The 24203-nt window shown below is 59.1% G+C and carries 21 protein-coding genes and 1 pseudogene; 6 read left to right on the forward strand and 16 right to left on the reverse strand.

The annotated features are described in order from the left end of the window. Positions 1-2 precede the first annotated feature (2 nt). The 6 genes from A8C75_RS12840 to leuC all read right to left on the reverse strand — a co-directional run bounded on the left by A8C75_RS12840 (position 3) and on the right by leuC (position 8563). Positions 3-2861 (reverse strand): FimV/HubP family polar landmark protein, encoded by a 2859-nt coding sequence (locus A8C75_RS12840; RefSeq protein WP_084784051.1) that lies wholly within the window; start codon positions 2859-2861, stop codon positions 3-5. A gap of 199 nt (positions 2862-3060) precedes the next feature. After that, a complete protein-coding gene (locus A8C75_RS12845) occupies positions 3061-4077 on the reverse strand; it encodes an aspartate-semialdehyde dehydrogenase (RefSeq protein ID WP_067382947.1) in 1017 nt (338 codons plus the stop codon). 105 nt (positions 4078-4182) lie between these two features. Further along, positions 4183-5295, reverse strand: a complete 1113-nt coding sequence (asd, locus tag A8C75_RS12850) for an aspartate-semialdehyde dehydrogenase (protein WP_067382951.1) — start codon at positions 5293-5295, stop codon at positions 4183-4185. Positions 5296-5383: 88 nt separating this feature from the next. Further along, complete coding sequence (leuB, locus tag A8C75_RS12855) at positions 5384-6466, reverse strand: 3-isopropylmalate dehydrogenase (RefSeq protein ID WP_067382953.1); 1083 nt, start codon at positions 6464-6466, stop codon at positions 5384-5386. Positions 6467-6475: 9 nt separating this feature from the next. Then, on the reverse strand, positions 6476-7123 hold the full coding sequence (leuD, locus tag A8C75_RS12860) for a 3-isopropylmalate dehydratase small subunit (protein WP_067382956.1): 648 nt from the start codon (positions 7121-7123) through the stop codon (positions 6476-6478). Positions 7124-7141: 18 nt separating this feature from the next. After that, a complete protein-coding gene (gene leuC / locus A8C75_RS12865; RefSeq protein WP_067382959.1) occupies positions 7142-8563 on the reverse strand; it encodes a 3-isopropylmalate dehydratase large subunit in 1422 nt (473 codons plus the stop codon). 166 nt (positions 8564-8729) lie between these two features. On the opposite strand from leuC, the gene A8C75_RS12870 reads away from it, so the two are divergent. The 3 genes from A8C75_RS12870 to phaC all read left to right on the forward strand — a co-directional run bounded on the left by A8C75_RS12870 (position 8730) and on the right by phaC (position 11772). After that, complete coding sequence (locus tag A8C75_RS12870; RefSeq protein WP_067382962.1) at positions 8730-9623, forward strand: LysR family transcriptional regulator; 894 nt, start codon at positions 8730-8732, stop codon at positions 9621-9623. Positions 9624-9718: 95 nt separating this feature from the next. Beyond that, entirely contained in the window at positions 9719-10708 is a 990-nt protein-coding gene (locus A8C75_RS12875) for a poly(R)-hydroxyalkanoic acid synthase subunit PhaE (RefSeq protein WP_067382965.1), read from the forward strand. Further along, positions 10705-11772, forward strand: coding sequence for a class III poly(R)-hydroxyalkanoic acid synthase subunit PhaC (gene phaC / locus A8C75_RS12880; protein WP_067382968.1), 1068 nt, complete (start codon positions 10705-10707; stop codon positions 11770-11772). Before A8C75_RS12875 ends, phaC begins: the two co-directional genes overlap by 4 nt. Before the next feature lie 101 nt (positions 11773-11873). Here the strand turns inward: phaC and phaR are convergent, their stop codons facing one another. The 6 genes and pseudogenes from phaR to prmB form a co-directional block, all read right to left on the reverse strand. Then, positions 11874-12380, reverse strand: coding sequence for a polyhydroxyalkanoate synthesis repressor PhaR (gene phaR, locus A8C75_RS12885; protein ID WP_067382971.1), 507 nt, complete (start codon positions 12378-12380; stop codon positions 11874-11876). 49 nt (positions 12381-12429) lie between these two features. Next, positions 12430-12696 (reverse strand): DUF6489 family protein, encoded by a 267-nt coding sequence (locus A8C75_RS12890; protein WP_067382973.1) that lies wholly within the window; start codon positions 12694-12696, stop codon positions 12430-12432. Positions 12697-12757: 61 nt separating this feature from the next. Beyond that, a pseudogene (locus A8C75_RS12895) lies at positions 12758-13924 on the reverse strand (MFS transporter). Positions 13925-14028: 104 nt separating this feature from the next. After that, positions 14029-14883: a polyamine aminopropyltransferase gene (speE, locus tag A8C75_RS12900; protein WP_067382976.1), complete on the reverse strand. Its 855-nt coding sequence runs from the start codon at positions 14881-14883 to the stop codon at positions 14029-14031. 93 nt (positions 14884-14976) lie between these two features. Next, positions 14977-16068 carry a chorismate synthase gene (gene aroC, locus A8C75_RS12905; protein ID WP_067382978.1) on the reverse strand — a complete coding sequence of 364 codons (1092 nt, stop codon included), beginning with the start codon at positions 16066-16068 and terminating at the stop codon, positions 14977-14979. Between the two features lie 154 nt (positions 16069-16222). Beyond that, complete coding sequence (prmB, locus tag A8C75_RS12910) at positions 16223-17137, reverse strand: 50S ribosomal protein L3 N(5)-glutamine methyltransferase (RefSeq protein ID WP_067382980.1); 915 nt, start codon at positions 17135-17137, stop codon at positions 16223-16225. Positions 17138-17256: 119 nt separating this feature from the next. Between prmB and A8C75_RS12915 the strand changes: the two genes are divergently transcribed. Then, the gene (locus tag A8C75_RS12915) at positions 17257-17829 is read left to right on the forward strand and encodes a Smr/MutS family protein (RefSeq protein ID WP_067382985.1); all 573 of its coding nucleotides are present in this window, start codon (positions 17257-17259) and stop codon (positions 17827-17829) included. Between the two features lie 43 nt (positions 17830-17872). Next, a complete protein-coding gene (gene folE / locus A8C75_RS12920) occupies positions 17873-18415 on the forward strand; it encodes a GTP cyclohydrolase I FolE (protein WP_067382988.1) in 543 nt (180 codons plus the stop codon). Positions 18416-18482: 67 nt separating this feature from the next. Here the strand turns inward: folE and A8C75_RS12925 are convergent, their stop codons facing one another. The 3 genes from A8C75_RS12925 to A8C75_RS12935 form a co-directional block, all read right to left on the reverse strand. Beyond that, positions 18483-19403, reverse strand: coding sequence for a patatin-like phospholipase family protein (locus A8C75_RS12925; RefSeq protein WP_067382992.1), 921 nt, complete (start codon positions 19401-19403; stop codon positions 18483-18485). After that, positions 19403-20257 (reverse strand): DUF4892 domain-containing protein, encoded by an 855-nt coding sequence (locus A8C75_RS12930; RefSeq protein WP_157890291.1) that lies wholly within the window; start codon positions 20255-20257, stop codon positions 19403-19405. The genes A8C75_RS12925 and A8C75_RS12930 overlap by 1 nt, the downstream gene beginning before the upstream one ends. A 228-nt stretch (positions 20258-20485) precedes the next feature. Further along, on the reverse strand, positions 20486-21343 hold the full coding sequence (locus A8C75_RS12935; RefSeq protein ID WP_067382998.1) for an alpha/beta fold hydrolase: 858 nt from the start codon (positions 21341-21343) through the stop codon (positions 20486-20488). Positions 21344-21432: 89 nt separating this feature from the next. Here A8C75_RS12935 and A8C75_RS12940 point away from each other — a divergent pair, with 89 nt between their 5' ends. Continuing rightward, positions 21433-23328, forward strand: coding sequence for a Wzy polymerase domain-containing protein (locus A8C75_RS12940; protein ID WP_067383001.1), 1896 nt, complete (start codon positions 21433-21435; stop codon positions 23326-23328). 393 nt (positions 23329-23721) lie between these two features. Here A8C75_RS12940 and sixA read toward each other — a convergent pair whose 3' ends face one another. Further along, positions 23722-24180, reverse strand: a complete 459-nt coding sequence (sixA, locus tag A8C75_RS12945) for a phosphohistidine phosphatase SixA (RefSeq protein WP_067383004.1) — start codon at positions 24178-24180, stop codon at positions 23722-23724. Positions 24181-24203: the final 23 nt, after the last annotated feature.

The raw sequence follows: 24203 nt of genomic DNA on the forward strand, positions 1-24203 counted from the left end.
ACTTACGCTATAGACTCCATCAGTTTGCGAGCTTCCTGTTGCTGGACGTCACTGCCGTCGCTCAGTATTTCACTCAGTATATCCTTGGCACCGTCGCGGTCTTCCATATCGATATAGGCGCGGGCCAGGTCAAGCTTGGTTTCGACCTCGTCGGTACCCTCCAGGAAGCCCATGTCATCGAAGCCGCGATCTTCGTCATCGGCGCCGCTGTCGTCAAGCGCGATATCGTCATCCACTGAGCCCAGCAACGCTTCCAACTCGGTATCCAGATCCATCTCGTCGTCGATGGTGACATCCATCTCATCCGCGTCCGCATCACTGCCGGATTCAGACTCCAGCGCGGCCAGCATGGCATCCAGATCATCGTCAGCATTTTCAGCCAGCACTATGGCATCGGTATCATCCTGATCATCGGCATCCAGATTTTCCGCCAGCAGGGCATCTAGCTCATCCAGCGGCTCGCCTGCAACAGCCTCTTCGGCCAGCTCAGCCTGCTCTGCATCGCTCGCCTCTGGCGGATTGAACACCAGTTCATCGTCCAGTTCGAACTCAAGCGCATCCTCTGCAGGTGCAGCGGCGTCACTGTTTGGGGCAGTATCAATGGCCGCCTCGAGCTCTGCAGCTTCAACGCTTTTAGCAGCAAAACCTTCAGCGTCCTGCCCCTGTGCAGTAGCGCTGGAGAACTCGACCTCGGAAACAGACTCGGCGCCCTCTTCAGCCCTGGCTGCGTGCGCATCGCCCGACCCCGCTGTCAGATCCATCAAGTCATCATCCTGCGACAAATCCAGCGGTGCGACCTGGTTAAGGCGATAATCCAGCTCGTCACTCTCTGTTTCTGTATCGCTGTCGCTGGCGTCGACCTTGTCACCCGGACGGTAGTCAGAGACTTCCTCTTCCGCCGACTTGGGGACATTGCTGCCCGCAATCACCGAATCGAGCCCCAGGCTTTCCAGCGTGTCTTCAGGCTCATCAAAGACTTCAACCTCGCCTCCCAGCTGCCCCATGCCCGAGCGCAGATCAGCCCGTTCGGCATCGGCCTCATCGCCGTTGGCAGGCCCGAGCAAATCATCCAGACTTTCATCGAAGTCGTCATCAACCCCGGCGATCTGATCCTGAACCGGCATGTCTTCCTCGAAGTCCGTATCCAGGCTCAGGTCGAACTCGTCGTCGTCGAACAACGGCCGATCGGACGAAACTGCGGTGACTGCGGCGGCCGGTGCCGTCTGCATCTCGTCGGCAAGTTCCAGATCCAGGTCCAGATCAAAATCGTCCGTATCATCCGCTACGCTGGCATGGGAAGCCTCGAATTCCGCCTTGGCATCACGGGCGTCCTGATCCAGCTCCTCGTCAGCAATCCAGACAGCCGTTGCGCCCGCTGCTGCACCCGCTGCTGCAGCAACAGCGCCACCTGCCAGCGCGCTGTCTGGCGCATCGCCGGCCTTGGACGCCGGCGCCTCAGGTGCCTCTTCAGCAGCGTCTTCAATCACCTCATCATCTTCACGCCGCTTGCGCCCAAGGGCCAGCAGCCCCACCAGCAAGCCGCCGATGACCGCCCCCAGACCCGCCATGTAGGCCGGCGTTTGCAATATAGTTTCAACCAGACCAGAGGGGCTCTCAGGGGTCGCCTTGGCGGGCGCTGCAGGCACTGCCGCGACGGGCTGAACCTGCTGCAGCTGATCCTGCAACGCAGCCAGCTGCTGGTCCTTGAGTTCCAACAGGCGCTGCAGGGTTTCCATCTGCTGCGAAATGGCGGTGAGTTTGTCATTAAGTTCAGTATTGTCACGTTCGATCTTGTCGACCGACTCCTGGGTCACTGCGAGGCGATTCTCGAGCTCCTCATTGCGTCGCAGCAGCTCGGCTTTTTCAGGATCAGCGACGGGCGCTTCGACCACCTTGCTGGCACCTGCTTCGTCCTGCACCGGCGCGACCTGCCCCTGGTCAGGCGCACTTAAAATTTTCAGCTGCCCCGCATCGGCCACAGCCGATGTCGGCTGAGAATCAGCCGGGGCTAGCGGCTTTTTTTTTGAGCCATCTTCCTGCGGAGCGCTCGGCGCGGGTGCCGCCGATCCTGCTTTCCAGCGCTGCATCTGACGCGCCACTTCATTGGTGGCTTCCCGGGCACTGAGCGCCTGCACTTCATTCAGACTCGGCAGTTCGAGCACTACGCCGGCTTTGAGGAAATTGATATTGGAACTGGGAAATGCCTGTGGATTCTTGCGCTGCAACGCCAGCATCATCTGATTGATACTGGTGCCAGCGCCGGGCGAATGACGCTTGGCCAGCCCCCCTAGCGTATCGTTGGTTTCAACGAAGACCTCGGTCTGAGCATTCATGTTGCTGCGGATATTATTGGCCGGCGGACGGGCGCGCGAGGGTGCCGCAAACACCGGCTGCGGAGCAGGTACGCTACTCCGGCTTGCCTGTGCAGGCACAGGCGTGGCACTGCCGCCAACGGGTGCAGCCTGGAAGGCCGGCGGGTCCAGCAGCACCGTATACTCGCGTACGAGCCGGCCATTAGGCCAGTTGACCTCCACCAGCAGATTCAGAAAGGGCTCACGCACAGGACGGCTTGATGTCAGCCGAATGCTGCCGGTACCGTTCTGATTGATATTGACCGAAAATTGAACATCGGAAAGCAGCCGGGAGCGATCGATACCCGCCATCGCAAACTGATCCAGGTCCGCCATCTTTGGCACCACCTGCAATGGATCCAGATCGCGTACCTGCAGCAACTGAATTTCCGCATCGAGCGGCTCATTCAAGGCTGACTTGATTCGGATTTGGCCCAGACCCAAGGCATGTGCCTGACTGGCCCCCAGAACTCCCGCTACAGCTAGACTTAAAGCAAGTTTGCGCAACATCTGCTTGTTCCTTTTGTCCACTGTCTGATTACGCCATCAAATCAGACAGTTGCGATTCCGAATATCGAACAGAGTATTATTTATAAAGTAGGAAACGGTCAAGGAAAGCACCGGACAGAAGCGCTTTATTAGCCTGCAGGCCACTTCCTTCAGGAAAAAATAGCATTAAAAAAGGGCCGCAGCCCTTTTCAATCCGATTTTACAGTCCCGCCTGGACCAGCAACTCGGCAATCTGCACTGCGTTCAGGGCCGCCCCCTTGCGCAGGTTGTCCGATACAACCCACATATCAATGCCATTTTCGCTGGAAATATCTTCACGAATACGGCTCACGAAGACCGCATCCTTGCCCGTCGCCTCGGTCACCGGCGTAGCCCAACCACCGTCAACCGCTTCGTCAATCACCTCAACACCGGGCGCCATCTGCAGCATTTCGCGCACTTCAAGCGCACTGATCTGCTCGCGAGTTTCGATATGCACCGCTTCGCTGTGACCAAAGAACACCGGCACACGCACACAGGTCGGATTCACGCCGATGTCGTCATCTTCGAGGATCTTGCGCGTCTCATTGACCATTTTCATTTCTTCGTGCGTATAACCGTTATCGTCAAAACCGTCGATTTGCGGCAGCACGTTGAAAGCCATTTGTTTGGGGAAAACCTGCACATCGATATCCTGCCCATTGAGCAGCAGCGCCGTCTGGCGCGCCAGCTCTTCGACTGCCTTGCGACCACCGCCAGACACCGACTGATAGGTTGCCACATTGATACGACGAATACCGGCGCTGCGGTAGATAGGCGCGACCGCCACCAGCATCTGGATCGTTGAGCAGTTGGGATTGGCGATAATGCCACAGTGGTCGTGAATACGCTCCGGGTTTACTTCAGGCACGATCAGTGGCACTTCGGGTTCATCACGAAAGCAGGAACTGTTGTCGATGACCACCGCACCCGCCTCGACCGCCACAGGGGCGTACTGGGCCGCGACATCAGCACCTGCCGCGAAGAGCGCTATCTGCACCTGGGAGAAATCAAAATCGGCAACGTTTTTTACCCGACGAGACTTGCCGTTAAAGTACACCACGCCGCCGGCAGAGTTATCACTGCCCAGCGGGTACAGGTTTTCGATCGGGAAACCCCGGGATTCCAGCAGCTCGATCATGGCCTCGCCAACAAGGCCGGTCGCGCCAACTACTGCGACGTTATAGGTCTGACTCATCACATCTCCAAAAGCAGGCCAGCCCGAACATGTCGGGCTGGCGAAAAACCCGGCGACAGCTGCGCTGCGCCAGGTTCAAATTGTGTCACTGCGTAAAGGCAGTGATCAGTCGGCCATCAAAATCCGCAGCATGCGGCGCAGCGGCTCGGCCGCGCCCCAGAGCAGCTGATCGCCAACACTGAAGGCATTGAGGTATTCACCACCAAGGTTCATCTTGCGCACGCGCCCCACCGGCACCGACAGCGTACCTGTGACCTTGGCGGGCGTCAGCTCGCTCATGGTCAGTTCGCGATCGTTGGGCACCAGCTTCACCCAATCGTTGGCATCAGCAATCATGCCCTCGATTTCATCCAGCGGGATATCCTGCTTCAGCTTGATGGTAAACGCCTGGCTGTGGCAGCGCATGGCGCCAATGCGCACACAGGTACCATCGATGGGGATCGGCCGATCCGACAGTCCCAGGATTTTGTTGGTTTCGGCAAAACCCTTCCACTCTTCGCGGGTCTGGCCATTGTCCAGCGGGCTGTCGATCCATGGGATCAGACCACCGGCCAGCGGAACACCGAAGTTATCGGTGGGCATCTGACCGCTGCGCAGCGTTTCCGCCACCTTGCGATCCACGTCCAGAATGGCGCTGGAGGGGTGCAGCTGATCGGCCACAGAGCCGTGAATGATGCCCATCTGGCTGATCAGTTCACGCATGTGACGCGCGCCGCCGCCGGATGCAGCCTGGTAGGTCATGGAGGTCAGCCATTCGATCTGACCCGCCTTGAACAAGCCACCAAGCCCCATCAGCATCAGCGATACGGTGCAGTTGCCACCGATGAAATTCTTCACGCCACGGCTGAGGCCATCCTGGACAACATTCAGATTGACCGGGTCCAGCACGATCAGACTGTCGGCATCCATGCGCAGGGACGATGCCGCATCGATCCAGTAGCCTTTCCAGCCCGCCGCACGCAACCGGGGGAAAACATCCTTGGTGTAGTCGCCACCCTGGCAGGAAATAATCGCATCCATCTGCTTGAGCTCATTAATGTCCTGAGCATCTTTCAGAGCCGGAATCGACTTGCCAATATCCGGGCCGGCTTCGCCGACCTGAGAAGTGGTGAAGAACACAGGCTCATCGATCTGATCGAAATCCCGCTCGTCCCTCATGCGTTGCATCAGCACAGAACCAACCATTCCGCGCCAACCTACAAAACCTACACGTTTCATTCTTTTCCCCACTGATTGGAAAGATAACCAACGACAAAAGCCAGCCTGTGTCAGGCTGGCTTTTGGCTGCCCTGAAAAGGGACGCCGGTCAGGCGTTCAGCGCACGCAACACAGCATCACCCATTTCTGAGGTGCTGGCCGCCTGCATGCCGGCAGACATGATGTCTGCAGTACGCAGATTCTGATCCAGCACCTGACTCACCGCCGCCTCGATTTTATCCGCAGCTTCCGGCGCCGCCAGAGAGTAACGTAACATCATAGCGACTGAGAGGATGGTTGCCAACGGGTTGGCGATACCCTGACCGGCAATATCCGGCGCAGAACCATGGCAAGGCTCGTACATGCCCTTGCCGTTTACGTCCAGCGAGGCCGAGGGCAGCATGCCAATGGAGCCGGTCAGCATGGCCGCCGCATCCGACAGAATGTCACCGAACATGTTGCCCGTCACCATAACATCAAACTGCTTGGGCGCACGCACCAGCTGCATGGCGGCGTTATCCACATACATGTGCGACAGTTCAACGTCCGGGTATTCGGCCGACAGCTCGATCATGACCTCACGCCACAGCACCGTGACTTCCAGCACGTTGGCCTTGTCGACGGAGCACAGACGCTTGTTACGCGCCCGCGCCGCCTCAAACGCCACACGGCCGATGCGACGGATCTCATTCTCGTCGTAGACGTAAGTGTTAAAGCCCTCACGCACACCGCCTTCCTTGATGCGTACACCGCGGGGCTGGCCAAAATAGATACCGCCGGTCAGCTCGCGCACGATGAGGATATCGAGCCCTGCAACCACCTCAGGCTTGAGACTGGAGGCATGGGCCAGCTGCGGATAGAGAATGGCCGGACGCAGGTTGCCGAACAGACCCAGTGCAGAACGAATGCCCAGCAGACCTTTTTCCGGGCGAATGGCAAAGTCCGGGATGCTGTCCCATTTGGGCCCACCGACGGCGCCTAGCAGAATCGCATCCGCCGCCCTGGCCGCCGCCAGAGTTTCATCCGGCAGAGGCTTGCCCGTGGCATCAATGGCGGCACCGCCGACCAGTTGTTCGTCGATTTCGAGCCCCAGGTCAAACTGGCTGTTTACGCAGCTGAGCACCTTGCGCGCTTCGCGCACGATTTCCGGGCCAATACCGTCACCGGGCAGAATCAGAACTTTCTTGCTCATGCGAACTTCCTATTTCGTAGTATCAAACAGCCAGGGCGCTGCCGCACCGCGGCGCGCTTCATAGGCGTGAATATCATCGGCATACTGCAGCGTCAGGCCAATATCGTCCAGCCCGTTCAGCAGGCAGTGCCGGCGAAAGCCATCAATGTTAAATTCGATTTCACTGCCGTCAGGTTTGCGGACCACCTGGCGCTCCAGGTCGATGGCAAGCTCATAGCCTTCGGTTGCCTGAGCTTCGACAAACAGCTCATCCACCACGGACTCATCCAGCACGATCGGCAGCAGGCCGTTCTTAAAGCAGTTGTTGTAGAAGATGTCGGCAAAACTCGGCGCAATAATGGCGCGAAAACCGAAATCTTCCAGCGCCCAGGGCGCGTGCTCACGGCTTGAACCGCAACCAAAGTTCTTGCGGGCCAGCAAAACGCTGGCACCTTTGTAACGGGACTGATTAAGCACAAAGTCGGGGTTGATCGGGCGCTGGCTCACATCCTGATCCGGCTGACCTTCATCGAGGTAACGCAGTTCGTCAAACAGATTGGGGCCAAAGCCGCTGCGCTTGATCGACTTCAGAAACTGCTTGGGAATAATCAGGTCGGTATCGACATTGGCACGGTCCATCGGTGCGACGATGCCCTGATGCAAATTAAACTTGTTCATAGTGGGTCTCCTTCGCGCTTAGTGTTTGACGAGCTCGCGCACGTCCACAAAATGACCGGCAATGGCTGCTGCTGCCGCCATGGCCGGGCTGACCAGATGGGTCCGACCCCCAAAGCCCTGACGCCCTTCGAAGTTACGGTTCGAGGTCGATGCACAATGCTCGCCCGCGCCCAGCTTGTCGGGGTTCATGGCCAGACACATGGAACAGCCCGGCTCACGCCATTCGATACCCGCATCGATAAATACCTTGTCCAGACCTTCAGCCTCGGCCTGCGCCTTGACCAGACCGGAACCCGGCACCACCAGCGCCTGCTTCAGGGTGGCAGCGACCTTGCGGCCTTTAACAACGGCAGCTGCCTCTCGCAGATCTTCAATGCGCGAGTTGGTGCAGGAACCGATAAATACCCGATCCAGCTGAATCGTGGTGATGTCCTGATCCGCCTGCAGCCCCATGTATTGCAGCGCGCGGCTGTAGCCTTCACGCTTGGTGACATCGGTTTGGGCCTCAGGATTGGGCACCTTGCCACTGACACCGGTGACCATTTCCGGCGATGTACCCCAGGTAACCTGCGGCTCTATATCGGCCGCATCAACCTGAACCACCGCATCGAACTGCGCATCGGCATCGGATACCAGGTCCTTCCAGGCCTCAACCGCCAGATCCCAGTTTTTCCCCTTGGGCGAATAGGGCCGTCCCTTGACGTAATCGATCGTAACCTGGTCGCAGGCCACCAGACCCACACGCGCACCGGCCTCGATCGCCATGTTGCAGATCGTCATGCGCCCTTCCATCGAAATGCCAGCCATGGCCGAACCGCCAAACTCAATGGCATAGCCCGTACCGCCCGCGGTGCCGATGACACCGATGACATGCAGGATCACATCCTTGGCGGTCACGCCGGTGCCCAGCTGGCCATCAATACGCACCAGCATGTTGTCCATTTTCTTGGTGATCAGGCACTGGGTTGCCAGCACATGCTCAACCTCGGAGGTACCAATACCGTGCGCCAGTGTAGCGAAGGCGCCGTGAGTCGACGTATGGGAGTCGCCACAGACCACGGTCATGCCCGGCAGGGTTGCGCCCTGCTCCGGGCCAACGACGTGCACAATGCCCTGGCGCAGATCATTCATCTTGAATTCGGTGATGCCGAAAGCCTCGCAATTGTCGTCCAGCGTCTGCACCTGAATGCGCGACACAGGATCAGCGATGCCCTGGACGCCACTGGAGCGCTCCGTGGTCGGCACGTTGTGGTCAGGTGTCGCCAGGTTGGCATCAATACGCCAGGGTTTGCGGTTGGCGATGCGCAGACCTTCAAACGCCTGGGGCGATGTCACTTCGTGCAACAGGTGGCGATCAATATAAATCAGCGCACTGCCATCATCGTTCTGGCGTACAAGGTGGTCTTGCCACAATTTGTCATACAGCGTTTTACCGGCCATTTATCGCTCCTCCCAAATCGGCTGACAACTCCCTGCAGGACTCACCCGCAGCGACATTTACGCATCCTATGCCAGGGATTCACACAAAACAAATTCATTATTTTTATAGTTTGAATTCCAAATAGGAATACATAAACTGACAAGCAGTCTATTACGAGCAGGATCCATGGATACACACACCCTGCAGGCCTTCGTCTGCGTCGCCCAAACCGGCTCGTTTTCCCAGGCCGCAAGCCAGCTGTTTCTGACTCAGTCAGCGATCAGCAAACGTATTTCACTGCTGGAAGCGCAGCTTGACACCCGCCTGTTCGATCGCATCGGCCGCCATATCAGCCTGACCGAAACCGGGCGCGCGCTGCTGCCCCGCGCCAACCGGGTCCTGCTGGAACTGGACGATGCCAGACGCATGATCGGCAATCTATCCGGGGAGGTGCAAGGCCCCCTGAGCCTGGCCGCCAGCCATCACATCAGCCTGCATCGCCTGCCCCCGATCCTGAAGGCCTATCGCCAGCGCTACCCCGCGGTAACGCTGGAGCTCAAGTTCGATGAGTCCGAACGGGCTTTTGAAGGCATTCTGAAGGGTGATCTGGAGCTCGCGCTGATTACCCTCTCCCCCAACCCACACACCAGCATCTGCTCTGAGACCATCTGGCAAGACCCACTGCACTACGTCGTTGCCAAAGAGCACCCGCTGGCCACCAGAACAGCGCTGTCGCTACAGGAACTGACACACTACAGTGCCATACTGCCCGGCAGCAGCACCTTTACCCGCCAACTGGTGACCCAGCAGTTTGAACAGCACAATCTGGCGCTGCACGTGGGCATGTCCACCAACTATCTGGACACCATTCGCATGATGGTCAGCATTGGTCTGGGCTGGAGCCTGCTGCCGCAGTCACTGATTGATGACGACCTCAAGGTGCTGGATCTGGGATCGGCCCCCATAGTGCGCCAGCTGGGCTACATCTATCACCGCGATCGAACACTGTCGAATGCCGCCCTCCGCTTTGTGGAAATGCTGCGCGAACTGGGCGAAAACACAACTGAAGAGGTCAGCTGATCGCCAGTACTGTATTCTGGCGACATCATTGCTTCATAACCGCCAAGGGGCTGTATTAATATGGGCATCCGCAGCACGGCGTCCGGAGACACCTTTTGACCGACGATTTTCGTACCCTGATGGAAAAGTGGCTCGAGCAGCAGCAGGCCTACTGGGCCCAGCTGTCCGCCAGTGATTCATCAGCGCACGGGGTCTGGGCCGACGTCCTCAAGGACAGCAACGTCAAAGACAACAGCAGCCAGAGCAACGAGCCGCAACAGCGCATTCTGGCCCAGCTCGCCGGCCAGATTATTGTACTGAACCAGTATACAGCGCCCTTTTTCAAGGCCCTGCAGAGCCCTTCATCCGACGCGACACTGACGGATATCATCGAGCACTGGCTGCATGCACTGCAGCAGCAGGCGGGCAGCGATGCCACCCAGGGCTGGACACTGCCGGACAGCCTCACCAGCCTGCTGCACACAGCCGGCGTGAATGCAGACCAACTGCTCGACGGAGCCGCCCTGGATGCGCTCAGCCGGCTTTTTGTTACACCTGGTGTAACCGCCGCAGAATCAAGAGCCAAGGCGCTGGAGGCGCTACAGCTGCTACTGGAGTACCAGCAGGCACTGCAGCTGTACCTGGGCCAGATAGGCGAAATCAGCCACCAGGCCGCCACCGCCCTCAGCACCCAGCTATCCCGGGCCGATACCGCTGTCACCTCTCTGGGTGCCCTGCACGACCTCTGGGTCGATCACTACGAACAAGCCTACCGCCAGCACGCCTTCGGCAGCGCCTTTCAGGCCGCCCACGGCCGCCTGTCCAATGCCCATATGCGCCTGCTACGATTTGCCCAGCAAGTAAGAGACGCCCGCCTCAAGGCCGCGGGCCTGGCCACCCAACAGGAATTGCAGCAACTGCGCCGCGAAGCCCATCTGCTGCGCAAGCAGGTACGCCGCTTGCAACAGCAAGGTAGTGAGGCGACTGCCACAGCACCGGACAACACCGCCGCCATGCAGGCACTGCGGGCAGAGCTTGAGGCGCTGCGCAACGAAATCAGGCAACCGGCCCCGCGGCCAGCAAGCGGCAGGAAACGCAAAGCATGAAGGGAATCGACCTGGACCCCGACAAGGTCTGCGAAGAAGTACAGGCCCATCACCGCAAGCTTATCGACAGCTGCCAAACCCTGGCCGAGATCCGCACCGTTGACGTCGGCCCCTCGGCCTTCGAGGTCAGCTACCGCCAGGACAAGCTGCGATTGCTGCACTATGTGAGCGAAGCGCCGAAACGCTGCCAGACGCCGTTACTGATCTGCTATGCCCTGGTCAACAGACCTTACGTGGTAGATCTTGATGCCCGCCGCTCACTGGTCCAGAAACTCCTTGCCCTGGGGATCGACCTCTACCTGCTCGACTGGGGCTATCCGGACGCCGGCGACAGCCACCTGGATCTGGATGACTACATCAACGACTACCTAGACAGCTGCGTTGACCAGGTACGCCAGCACAGCAAGCATGATCGCATCAATTTGCTGGGCATCTGCCAGGGCGGCACCTTCAGTCTGTGCTACAGCGCTATCTATCCGCACAAAATCAAGAATCTGATCACACTGGTGACCCCAGTGGATTTTCACACCCCGGACAACCTGCTCAGCCACCTGGCGCAGAAAGTCGATGCCGACCTTGCGGTGGAAACCTACGGCAACATACCCGGCAGCATGCTCAATGACGCCTACCAGTCACTGATGCCCATGCGCCTTGGCATACAGAAACAACTGCACATGCCCGATCAGCTGCAAAGCCGGGACAAGGCACTCAATTTTCTGCGCATGGAAAAATGGATACAGGACAGCCCGGACCAGGCAGGTGAAGCCTTCAGGCAATTCATTCAGGATTTTTTTCAACAGAACAAACTGGTACAGGGAAGGGTCATGATCGGTGACAAGGCCGTCGATCTGCGCAACATCCACCAGCCGCTACTCAACATCTATGGCGAGCAGGACCATCTGGTGCCGCCATCCGCCTCCACCGTGCTCGCCGAGCTCACATCCTCCAGCGACTACGAAGCCCTGCCGATGGCCGCAGGTCATATCGGCATCTTCGTGGGCAAGCGCGCCCAGACCCTGCTGGCACCCCATATCGCACAGTGGCTGCTGCAGCGCGACAGTTAAACGCCAAAGCATATGTCCGGATACGAAACCGCCGCATTCAAGCGGCGGTTTTTTTTCATCAAGACTTGCCATCGGAAGTAGCGGGGGAAATCAGCAGACGGCTATTTGCCGGGCTTGCTGGCCGTTTCCGGCTGCGGCTTCTCTGCGTCTACAGGGGCATCACCATCGGCGTCTTCAGCGGTACGACCGCCCGGCTTGAACATGTTCCACATCGCCATATTCTGATCCGCCAGCCGGTTCATCACCGTCAGGGGATTGGCCACGCCCATCATGTTCTGCATCTGCTCACGAATGCGATCCTGATGCTCGAGAAAGGCTCCGACACTCTGTTCAATATACTGACTCATCATGCCCTGCATGCTGTCACCGTAAAAACGGATCAGCTGCTGCAGTACCTGATTGGTCAGCAAAGTACCGTGACCTTCAGCTTCCTGCTCCGATATGATCTGCAACAAAATATTGCGCGTAAGATCATTGCCGGTTTTGGAGTCCTGTACCTGAAATGCCTCACCGCTGAGCACCAGCAGTTTGACGTCTTCCAGCGTCACGTAACAACTCTTGGACGTATCGTAAAGTCGACGGTTGGTGTACTTTCTTAATATTCGCAAGGCACCCGTTCTCTCGTTGCTTCCACTCATTCGCGATCCGACCTCAACATCAGTCAGAAGCTTTCCCGGCTTCCTTAGACGCACCTTTATAGTTAGTCATCATCTTCAGCATCATCTGCTGCAGCGCCTCCATCGAACCTAGACCACCGGTCATGTACGGCTTGAACAGGGTCAAGGGATCATACCCATCCGCCCCTGCCGCCATACGCTCGCGTATCTGGTCCAGCATTTCCTGCTGAAAGCCTGCGATGTCCGGCAGACCCAGCACCCGGCGCATTTCATCCGGCGTCATATCCACATCAATCTTGAAATTCATACTATCCCCGAGATCGATCGACCAAACTGAATCTATAGTATAACTGCACTGCAATACAAATCTAACGCTCATTTTGCTGCAGTTTTTCCGGACGAATCCAGATTATTGCCAACATAATCGCCACCGCACTTGCTGCAGCTGCGGCCATGAAGGCGACCACAGAACCCTGAGCATCCCAGAGTAAACCGGCCGTCAGAGCACCTGCGGCACCGCCGGCTCCAAAGCCAAGGCTCGAAAACAGTGCCTGCCCCTGCCCCTGGGCGCGCTCGGAAAAATAATGCTGCACCAGACTGATACCCAGTGCGTGCAGACAGCCAAAGGTCGCGGCATGCAGCACCTGGGCCAGTAACATCAACGGCAACCAGTCAGGCATCCAGGCAATCAGCAGCCAGCGCAACACACAGAGCCAGAGACTGACCAACATCAGAGTCCGGATGCCAAAACGGCCGATCAGCCGATGCATGACGGCGAACACCAGAATCTCGGCGATCACCCCCAGCGCCCAGAGCAGCCCGATCTGGCCACGACTGTACCCCAGACTCTCCAGCAACAGGCTATAGAAGGTTTAATAGGGCCCGTGGCCGAACTGCACCAGAAACACGATGCCGTAGAATGCCATCACCTGAGGGCTGCGCAGCGTACGCAGAAAACCCTCACCGCCCCCGGATGGCCCCGCACTCAGTCTAGGCGCGTTTACCAGCAGACTCGTGCACCAGATCAGCAGCATCAGGCCCAGCATGATCCAGGGCAGCCAAGCGACGCCAATCACATCCAGTGCCCAGCCCAGCACCACCACGGTCAGCACGAAGCCTACCGAACCCCAGAGCCGCAGCAGACTGTAGCGGACACGCTGGGCCCCGAGATGACAGAGCGTAATGACCTCGAACTGCGGCAGCACCGCATTCCAGAAAAACGAGAAGGCCAGCATGACCCAGGCAATACCCGCAGCGCTGTCCTGCCAGAAAATCGCCAGAAACACCAGCGCGGTCATGCCACTGCCAAAGCGCACAATTTCGATACGCCGGCCGGTGCGATCCGCCGCCCAGCCCCAGATATTGGGCGCCAGGATGCGCGAGGCCTGTACGATGGCCATCAGCATGCCGATGGTACGAGCATCGAACTCCAGGCTTTTCAGGTACAGCGGCCAGTACGGCACTATGGTGCCGAGCAGCGCAAAGTAGAAAAAGTAGAAGCCGGACAGGCGCCGGTAGGGAATGGGTTCGGACATCAGTGCCGGACCTTCATGACGTGGCCTGAGCGGCCCATCAGGACTGGAAGGTTAAAACCGGCCATGAGCCCCGCCAACCGCAGGGCTCACAGCCAGGGACGCTATCAGGCGTCCTTGAGGGCATCAACCACAAACTGTGGCAATGCAAAGCTGCCGCAATGCATGGCCGGGTTGTAATAGCGGGTCTTGATACCCGATGCCGCAAAACGCTGCTCAATCAGATCCAGCGACTGCGATGGCAGGCTGGCGTTATCTGAACCCCAGGCCAGGGTCATGTTGCCGCCGATATAGGTCGGTACCGCAGCACAGTAGAAGGTCTGATCCTTGAAGTACGGGCTCAGGCGACGGCGCGTGGTCAGCACTTCTTCAACCTGCATGTAGGCCACACCGTTCTGTGCCACGAAGACACCACCCGCGTTCAGGCAGCGTTTGCAGCCTTCGTAAAAGGCGCTGGAGAACAGCACTTCACCGGGACCCACAGGATCGGTGCAATCAGAAATAATGACATCGAATTTCTCGTCGGTCTGCTGCACGAACTCGATGCCGTCGGCGATAACGATATTGGCGCGGGCATCGTCGAAGGCACCCTGAGAGTGATTCGGCAGGTAAGTCTTGCACATGTCGATCACGGCCTGGTCGATCTCGACCTGGGTGACGTGCTCAACTTCCTGGTGCTTCAGCACTTCGCGCAGGATGCCGCCGTCACCGCCGCCGATGATCAGCACGCGCTTGGCCGCGCCGTGGGCAAACAGCGGCACATGGGTCAGCATCTCGTGGTAGACAAACTCATCTTTCTCGGTGGTCTGAATGATGCCGTCCAGCGCCATCACTGTTCCGAATTTCTTGTTGCGGAAGATGATCAGGTGCCAGGAGTCGGTCTGCTGTTCAAACAGTACTTCGTCAATCTCAAAGCTCTGGCCATAGCCGTCATACAGTTTTTCGGCGTAGTTCGAAGTCATCTCGTTGTAAAACCCTTGAATACGATTGCTGTGACCGCCAGCGGCGGCCGCTTACTCTACAAAAACGCCAGCTCCACGCCGGCGTGGTTCACCTTAACGCAACACCGGCACGCTGGATGTGACATCCGCGTTCTGTCCCCGGTTACGCAGGTAATGATCCATCAGTACTATGGCCATCATGGCCTCGGCGATGGGGGTGGCCCGGATACCGACACAGGGATCGTGCCGGCCCTTGGTGACCACTTCGATCGGCTCACCCTGGGCATTGATGCTGCGCCCGGGCAGACGCAGGCTGGAGGTGGGCTTGAGGGCGATATGGGCAATAATGTCCTGCCCGGTGGAAATCCCGCCCAGCACGCCGCCGGCATGGTTGGACAGAAACCCTTCGGGCGTCATCTCATCACGATGCTCGGTGCCCTTCTGCTCGACTACGGCAAAGCCATCCCCGATCTCGACGCCCTTCACCGCATTGATGCTCATCAGCGCATGGGCCAGATCCGCATCCAGCCGGTCGAAGATTGGTTCGCCCAGCCCCACCGGCACGTTGCGTGCAACCACGGAAATGCGCGCACCTATGGAATTGCCCTCCTTGCGCAGCTCATCCATATAGACTTCCATGCGCGCCGCCGCCTCGGCATCGGGGCTGAAAAACGGGTTGCGCGCAACCTCGGCCCAGTCAAAACGCGCCTCATCGATACGAATGGGACCGAGCTGACTCAGGTAGCCTGCAACCTCGATGCCCTTGCTGGCCAGGAACTTGCGTGCGATGCCACCGGCCGCCACCCGCATGGCGGTTTCTCGGGCCGATGAGCGGCCACCGCCGCGGTAATCCCGAAAGCCATACTTGTGGCTGTAGACATAGTCGGCATGGGCCGGGCGGAAGGTATCCGCGATATTGGAGTAATCCTTGGAGCGCTGATCGGTATTCTCAATCAGCAGCCCGATGGGCGTACCTGTGGTGCGCCCCTCGAACACGCCGGACAGAATGCGCACCTGATCGGGCTCACGCCGCTGCGTCGTGTGGCGCGAGGTGCCAGGCTTGCGCCTATCAAGGTCGCCCTGCAGGTCGGCTTCACACAACTCGATTCCCGGCGGGCAACCATCCACCACGCACCCCAGCGCCGGACCGTGACTTTCGCCAAAGGTGGACACCGTAAACAGCTTACCGAAACTATTTCCAGACATATGCGTTCCTGTCACAGCAAACCCGGACACCGCGCCCGCTGCCGATTCGAAACCGGCAACCCTGGCCGCACCTGGTGATAAATTAAACGTACTCTGTAACTGCTGGCCTGTTGGCAGCCTGTCCGACAGGCTGCCAGGCGCAGCAGCCAAAGCCTCAGAACAAATCGCGATACTGCCGCAGATCCTTAGCCGTGATCGCAAAGACACCGTTGCCGTGCTCAAGCTCAACCCAGATCAGCGGCACCTGGGGGAACTCCGCCATCAGATGTACTTCACTGTTGCCGACTTCCACCACCAGCAGGCCATCCTCGCGCAGAAATTCACAGGCCTGGCGCAGAATATTGCGGGTAATGTCCAGCCCGTCTTCGCCTGAGGTCAGCGCCAGTTCGGGCTCGTGGCCAAACTCGGCCGGCATGCACGCATAGTCGGCCGCATCCACATAGGGCGGGTTGCTGACGATCAGATCGTAGCTGCGTCCTTGCAACGAACTGAACAGATCGCTCTGGATCACATTGACGCGCTCTTCCAGACCATGGCGGGTGACATTGCGTGCCGCCACCTCCAGCGCCTCGACCGAGACATCCACCAGGTCAACTTCGGCCTCCTCGAACACGTCGGCACAGCCGATACCGATGCAGCCACTGCCGGCGCACAGATCCAGAATGCGCTCCACGGGCCCAGGCCGCAGCCAGGGTGAAAAGCGTGCCTGTATCAGCTCGGCAATGGGGGAACGCGGTATCAGCACGTTTTCGTTGACATAAAATGGCATGCCCAGATACCAGGCCTCACCGATCACGTAAGGCAAAGGCTTGCGCTCTTCCACACGCTGACGCAGGAATTCAACCACGCGTTTGCGCTCGCCGTACGTCAGGCGTGCATCCATCACCGCAGGATTGGTATCCCAGGGCAGATCGATGGCGCCCAGCACCAGCTGCACAGCTTCATCCCACGCATTGTCCGTACCGTGACCGAAAAATACCTGCTCGCGACTGAACTGACTCAGACTCCAGCGGACAAAATCACGTATCGTATACAGCTCATTTACAACCTGTTCTTGATCGATGCTCATTCCAAAACCGATAATAGAGGGGAGTTTGTGCCGCACCATAGCGACCACAGCGCTCAGACCCAATATCCAAAGCGGTGCTCCAAAGGCGCCTATGTTAATGAAAATATTGAAGTGACGCCATGTCAGACCACAAGCTTCCCGCTGATGATTCAGTGATTTCATTCGAAAACCTGATGCAGGACGTGAATCGTCACCAGCACGACCGCGCCGATATCGGCCGTGCCGCCTCAGATCAGCAGAGCCTTGACTACAAGCGCGCCGCTGCCACCCGCGAAACCCGGCAGGTGATCGACGGCCTTTCCAGCGAAGCCGCCGAGATCGTCGAGTCCAGCGATGAACTGCTGTTCGCCGCCCCCGGCATCCAGATCGGTCTGATGAAGCGGCTGCGCAAGGGACATATCCCCTGGGAGCAGGGGCTCGATCTGCACGGCATGACCGTGGAGCAGGCACGCGAGGAACTGTGTCGTTTTATTCACGACGGCCTGCGCCAACAGGCCCGCGTGCTACTGGTGGTGCATGGCAAGGCCTATTCCCAGGCCGGCGCCCACCCCATCCTCAAATCGCTGGTCAACGACTGGCTGCGCCAGCTACACGGCGTCATGGCGTTTTGCTCGGCCCAACCCAGGGACGGCGGCACCGGCGCCCTCTATGTGCTGTTAAAACGCAAGAGCGGGAAAAGTGGTTTACCCTGATAGCTGATGCAGCGACAGATCATACCGACCCCGGGGGCACAGCATGGAAAATGAATACGCAAGGATCATCGAGGCACTGGGAGAAGACATCAACCGCGAAGGCCTGAAAGACACACCGGCGCGGGCGGCCAAAGCCATGAAATTCCTCACCCGCGGCTACGAGCAATCCCTGGACGACGTGGTTAACGGCGCTCTGTTTCCGTCGGACAACAGCGAAATGGTGCTGGTCAAAGACATCGAGCTCTACTCCATGTGCGAACACCACCTGTTGCCCTTTATCGGCAAGGCCCATGTCGCTTACATACCCCAGGGCCGCGTGGTCGGGCTCTCCAAGATTGCCCGCATCGTCGACATGTTCGCCCGCAGGTTGCAGATTCAGGAAAACATGACCAAGCAGATCGCCGAGGCCATCATGCAGGTGACCAATGCCGCAGGCGTTGGCGTGGTGATTGAGGCCCAGCATATGTGCATGATGATGCGCGGTGTTGAGAAGCAGAACGCCAGCATGAAAACCTCAATGATGCTGGGCTCGTTTCGTGACAGCCCGGCCACCCGCAACGAATTCATGTCGCTCATTCGCAGCTAGAGAGTTACAGCCTAGCTCTAAGCTATCAGCTATCAGCTATCAGCTATCAGCTATCAGCTATCAGCTATCAGCCATGGGACAGCGCCAGCCTGCCCTGCTCCATGGCCGCGAGCCGCTCCCGCGCGATCTGCCGGCCAATCTCGATCATCTCTGCGGCACGGTGAAACTCATAGAAACTGCACACTTCCTTGGGGATAGTGATGTTCAGATCGGGCGGATAACCGGCAATCTTGTATTCACTAAGCGAACTCTGCATCACCTCAACGGAGCTCAGCAGAATATCGAGCCGACCGCCAAAGCGCTCCTTTTCGCCAGCACCGTTAGCCGCAGCACCATTCACGGCGGCTAAACCCTCCGCATGGACCTCGCCATCGTCACTGTAACCACTGCGATCAAGAAAGGCATTCTGCGGCATATCCACCACCGGCAAGCGGTAGCGGCTGGTATTCAGGCCCACCGCCACTATGATGTCGGCATGGGCCGCGACGGTCGGGATAATCGGCAACGGATTAAGCACCCCGCCATCCACCAGCACGCGGTTATCGGTCACTACAGGGGTGAAAAAGCCGGGCACCGCTGCGGATGCACGAATGGCACTCATCAGCGAGCCTTTCTGAAACCAGACTTCCTTCTGGTGCGACAGATCCGTCGCCACGGCGGTAAAGCTCAGCGGCAGACTTTCAATATCAGGGTCCCCCGCCAGCTCGAGCAGCTTGGCAAACACCCGATCACCACGAATGGCACCGCGGCTGAAGGTGACATCCATCAGGCGCAAAATATCGATGCGCTTGAGACCTGACACCCAGTCCCGATAGGGCTCCAGCGCGCCGGCGGCATACATACCGCCCACCAATGCACCCATCGAACTGCCGGCGATCGCCTTGATGTGATAACCCCGGCGCACCAACTCCTCGATGACCCCTATATGGGCATAACCGCGGGCGCCTCCGCTGCCCAGCGCCAGGGATACACTGACCTTGCGCTCCATTACTGCGCCGCGGATCGGATCACGACCAGCGCCCCTTTCCTGCCCGCCAGCACCGTGGGCACCAGCGGACCTACACCAAAGCCCAGTACATTTTCAACACCTGCGCTGCGCACAGCCGTCTCGATCTGCTTTGCCATATCCCCTGACTGAGCCAGTGCCTCCTGCACATCGCTCCCCTGCTGATGCAACACCAGCCAGAAGGCCTCACCCGGTTCAAACTCCGCCAGCAACTGCACCAGCGGATCGACAACATCCAGCGGCGCCGCCGGATCAATCGGCAGGGTCGCAAAGCCCGCTGCTTTCAGCTGCTGCACCAGCTCGCTGCCACCGGTAACGGACACCACGTCAAGCTGCAGGTACACGCGTCTGTTACCTCGCTGCACGGCATAGAGCGCCAGGTAGTCAGTCCCAAGACGGGCCGCCATATAGACCTGAGTGCGATCCAGCCCATACAGCTGGGCGATACCAAAGAAATCATTGGCCCAGTAATGACTGCTGCCACATTCCCTGCCCGTGCACTGGAACAGCACCTCGGCGCCCCGGGTCATCAGCTGGGCACGAAAGTGCTCGAAGGCATCGCCGGGCTGATGAGAATCGGGAATACGGTAGGTAATGCGGGTCAGCTCACCCTCAAGCGCCTTGCGCTTGTCGGCTACCACTATATTGTTGGCCTTCTTCAACTCAGACAGCATCAGCAGATATTCCGGTGTCGGCCCCTGCCGATAGCCTTCGATCCAGGACAGCGGGAAGCGCTTGAGCTGCCCATAATCGGACGCCCCCTCGACATCCGGCTGCGCCAGCGCGGCACAGGAGAACAGCAGGCCAGCCAACATCAAACAGGTTTTTCTCAGCACGGTCAGACTCCATTCAATTCAACATACAGACCGGTTGCGGCGGCGGTCGCAGCACCCTGTTACCCCACACCCTGCGGCATTAAAGCAGGAAAAGCTACTGCCGCTGGCAAGGGCCTGGTCGTCACAGCAAGATTAGCACCCGACGACCGTTCAAAAATCACCCAAAAGCTCGCCACGAACGCTCACACCTATACGAGCCCTTACCTTAAAACAGATCTGCGCACCGATTCAATCCGCGCTGGATCCACGCAAGCTATTGATAATCAGTGTAGCAATCTCTGCGGCGGCACCCGCCTCCAGATGCAGATGATGATTGCCCGCCAGCACGTGCAGCCGTGCATCCGCCAGCAGCGGTAACTGGCGCCGCATGCGCTCAGGATCAATACCCTTATCCCCCAGCACCAATGCCACCGGCGCCCTGACAGCGACCAGAAAGGCCTCAACCTGAGCGTCACTCAGCCGCACCACCGAGGGCAGTAGCAGCGCAGGATCGCTGCGCCAGCGCCAGCCGGTGGGACAGCGCTCGAGCCCCCGTTCTACCAGCCACTGCGCCGCCTGTCGGCTCACCGGCCAGCGGCCGTTGATGCGCGCCTGGACCGCCTGCTCAACACTGTCATAGGGCCGCAGCGTCCGGCGCTCCAGTCGCCGGTGCTTGCTTAACGCCTCGGCCATCAAGCGCGGCAGACTCTCGGCCTCATACACCAGCGGCGCCAGCCCCTCGATCAGAAACAGCTGCGCCACCCGATCAGGCACACAGGCGGCCAGCATCATTGCCACACCCGCCCCCATCGAGTGCCCGAGTACACTGAAGCGCTCAACGCCAAGCTGATCGGCGACGGCCAGCACGTCCGCAACATTATCCCAGATATAATAGGGCGACCCCGACGGGCGATGCCCGGACTCGCCATGGCCCGCCATATCGATGGCAATAAGGCGCACACCCGATAACAGCGGCGCCAACTGCCTGAAGGTTGCAGCGTTATCGAGCCAGCCGTGCAACGCGATCACAGGCGTCGCCGATGGGTCACCCCATTCCATGACCGCCAGGCGGCGCCCATGAAGCTCAAAGTTCCAGCAACTATACATCCGCTTTGCTTCATCCTTTGTCCGTGCAGAGTGCGCCCAGCATAGCGAAATGCGTTACCATCACCTAGCCATTCAGCAAGGAAAGCCCCATGTCGCTTAACAGCAGCGCCACGCGCACCCCATCCTTTACTTTCAGGCTCGAACGGGACCCCTCGCTGCAGCGTCCGCAAACGCTGTTTTTTGTTCTGTTCAGCCTGCTAACCCTGGCCGCGCCGCTGTACTACCAGCAAAACCTGGGCGGCGAAGGCCTGTACCTGCCCTACAACGCATCCACCTGGGTAGCGGCACTCTTCGTCACCGCCGCGGGGCTTCTGTTTGCACTGCGCAGGCTACAGCTGGTAATGCCGCGTTATGCACTCGCCCTCTTTGCCCTGCCCGCAGGTTTGCTGATCAGCGGTTTTGTTACCGGCGTCGGCAATCCGTCCGAATGGCTGATCCGCCTGGGCTACGTGCTGGGGGGCTTCGGATTCTTTATTGCCCTGTTCCAGTTTCGCCTGCAGCGCAAGCACGACGAACTGGCCCTGACGCTGATTTTATGCGGCATTATGCTGCAGGCCCTGATCGGCTGGGTTCAGTTGCAGCAGCTGCCGTTTTTCAGCGCCCTGGTGCCGATCGCCAGTAGCAGTCAGCCCATCGCCATTTTTCAGCAGGTCAACCTTACAGCGAGCTTTCTGGCCACCGGTCTGCCGGTAGCCGTCTACCTGGCGACCCGGCCGGGCGCCCTGCGCGCGCCCTGGTTGATACGCATCCTGCCCTACTGCAGCCTGGTACTGTGCAGCGGCGTGCTGCTGTCGACCGGCTCCCGCATGGGCCTTTTGGGCGGTACCCTGGGCCTGCTGATGACATTCGCCGGACGACGTCATTTCCTGCGCCAGCACAAGGGCATCGCCCTGGCGCTGGGTGTATCGTTATTACTGGGCTCAAGCTTTCTGCTGTCGGACAAAGTCGAAAAGGGGTCGTCGGCAGTGCTCGACAAGATAGAGCGACTGCAACAGGGTGGTCAGGCTGATGTACGCTTTTCAGTCTACGAAATATCCCTGGATACCATCGCCAATGCGCCACTGTTCGGACACGGACTGGGAAGCTTTCAGGCCGTGTGGCAGGACGAACGCGGCCGGTTTCAGGATCGCCACCCCGATCTTGATATAGGCCCGCGTTATTCCCACCCCCACAACGAGCTGCTGTTCTGGCTGGTAGAAGGCGGCCTTGTGGCCGTGGCCGGCATCCTGATCTGCGCCGGTGCCGTGGCCTGGCGCCTGGTACGGCTGGGCTCGCAGCGCGGCCTGCTGCTGGCCGGCATGCTGCTGCCCATAGTGCTGCATACTCAGGTCGAGCTGCCGTTTTATATCTCGTCACCCCACTGGTTCCTGCTGCTGTTCCTGCTCTACCTTAGCTTCAGTCTGCGCCCGGCACGCCTTGGCCTCAAACTGTCCCAGGCGGCACGCGGACTCTGTACCGGCCTGCTGCTAATCATTCCGGTGGCAGGCTCGACCTTTTTGCTGCACACCCTGGTGGCCAACGCCGGTATCGTCAATTACATGAAGAGCCGCGGACAGCATTCTGCCTTCCTCCAGCCCGCCATCAATAACCTCTACTTCTCCGGCCAGGCCACCTACCTACTGATGAAGGAGTCACTTCTCATCGGCTACAGCCTGGATGACAAGCAACGCAGTGCGGGCTTTATTGCCTGGGCCAATGAATACCTGCAGCGCACCCCCGATATTCAACTGTTCTACGATCTCGCCGGCGCCTATGTGCATATCGGCGATCATCAGCGGGCACAGCAAGCCCTGGAACGCGGGCTCTACATATACCGCCATAACGGACGTCTGGAACAGGCATTGCTGGCATTGAAGGCCGGGGATATAGATAGCTACCTGAGGGATTTGGCGGCCAAACAGGCGGCCCGCAGCGCCCAGCTGAGCAGCCCTGCTCTGAAGAACAGCGACCAGGAAAGCCTCACGGGGACTGTGCAGCCCCAGTAGCATCAGCAGACGCTAGTGTACTGCTTCGCTCTTAGAGGCGCTTTTAGCGAGTCGCCAGGAGGTGGGCCGCACGGCGCATTTTCGAAGGCATAGTGGGCCTGTTTCAAGGAAATGCAACACCGCGGACGGCCTTCTGGCGGCTCGCCCGCAGGGAGCGCGCCCATTCGCGCCCTGCTGCGTTGCCGCTCTTGGCAAGAGCCCCATTATTACCGGCGAACGGCGCCTTGCCGGACACGCATTGGCGGGCTCTATAAGCACCCATTAGGGCGAAGCAGTACACTAGATGCACAGAGGCAGAGCACCAGGGACAGTGCTCAGAGCAAAACAAGCGGGAAATCTGAGAAAGCGGGAATAACGGGAAAAACCAAAAAGGTAACACCTGCCAGCGAAAGCTCAGACGCTCAATTTTTTGACCAAACGCGCAAGGCCTGCAGCCGGCCAGTCGAGCTCGAGTATTGCCAGGGTGCCAGGCTCCATGGGTTCTGCATAGCGGACATCCCCCGCCACCAGAGCCGCGATCAGGTTGCCCAGCAGGGGTTGATGCGCCACCAGCAGCAGACCCTGCCAGGGCAGCTGTTCCAGCTGTACCAGTGCATCACCGACAGACGACTCAGGCACGAAGGCCGCATCCAGCAACTGTGTCGGCACGGACAATATCTCTGCCGCCAGCGCTGCAGTCTGGCGCGCCCGCAGATACGGGCTTGAAACAATGGCCGAGACGCCTTTGAGCTGATCTTTATGCTTCGTCAGCATCACCCGCACCGCCGCCGTGCCGGCCGACGTCAAGCTGCGATCAGCGTCGCAGGCGGCATCCCAGCCCGCCTCGCCGTGGCGCATGATAAAAAGCTGCATGACCCACCTCTGCTTTCATGTGA

It is taken from the genome of Marinobacterium aestuarii, from assembly GCF_001651805.1.
In the GTDB taxonomy this organism is placed as follows: domain Bacteria; phylum Pseudomonadota; class Gammaproteobacteria; order Pseudomonadales; family Balneatricaceae; genus Marinobacterium_A; species Marinobacterium_A aestuarii.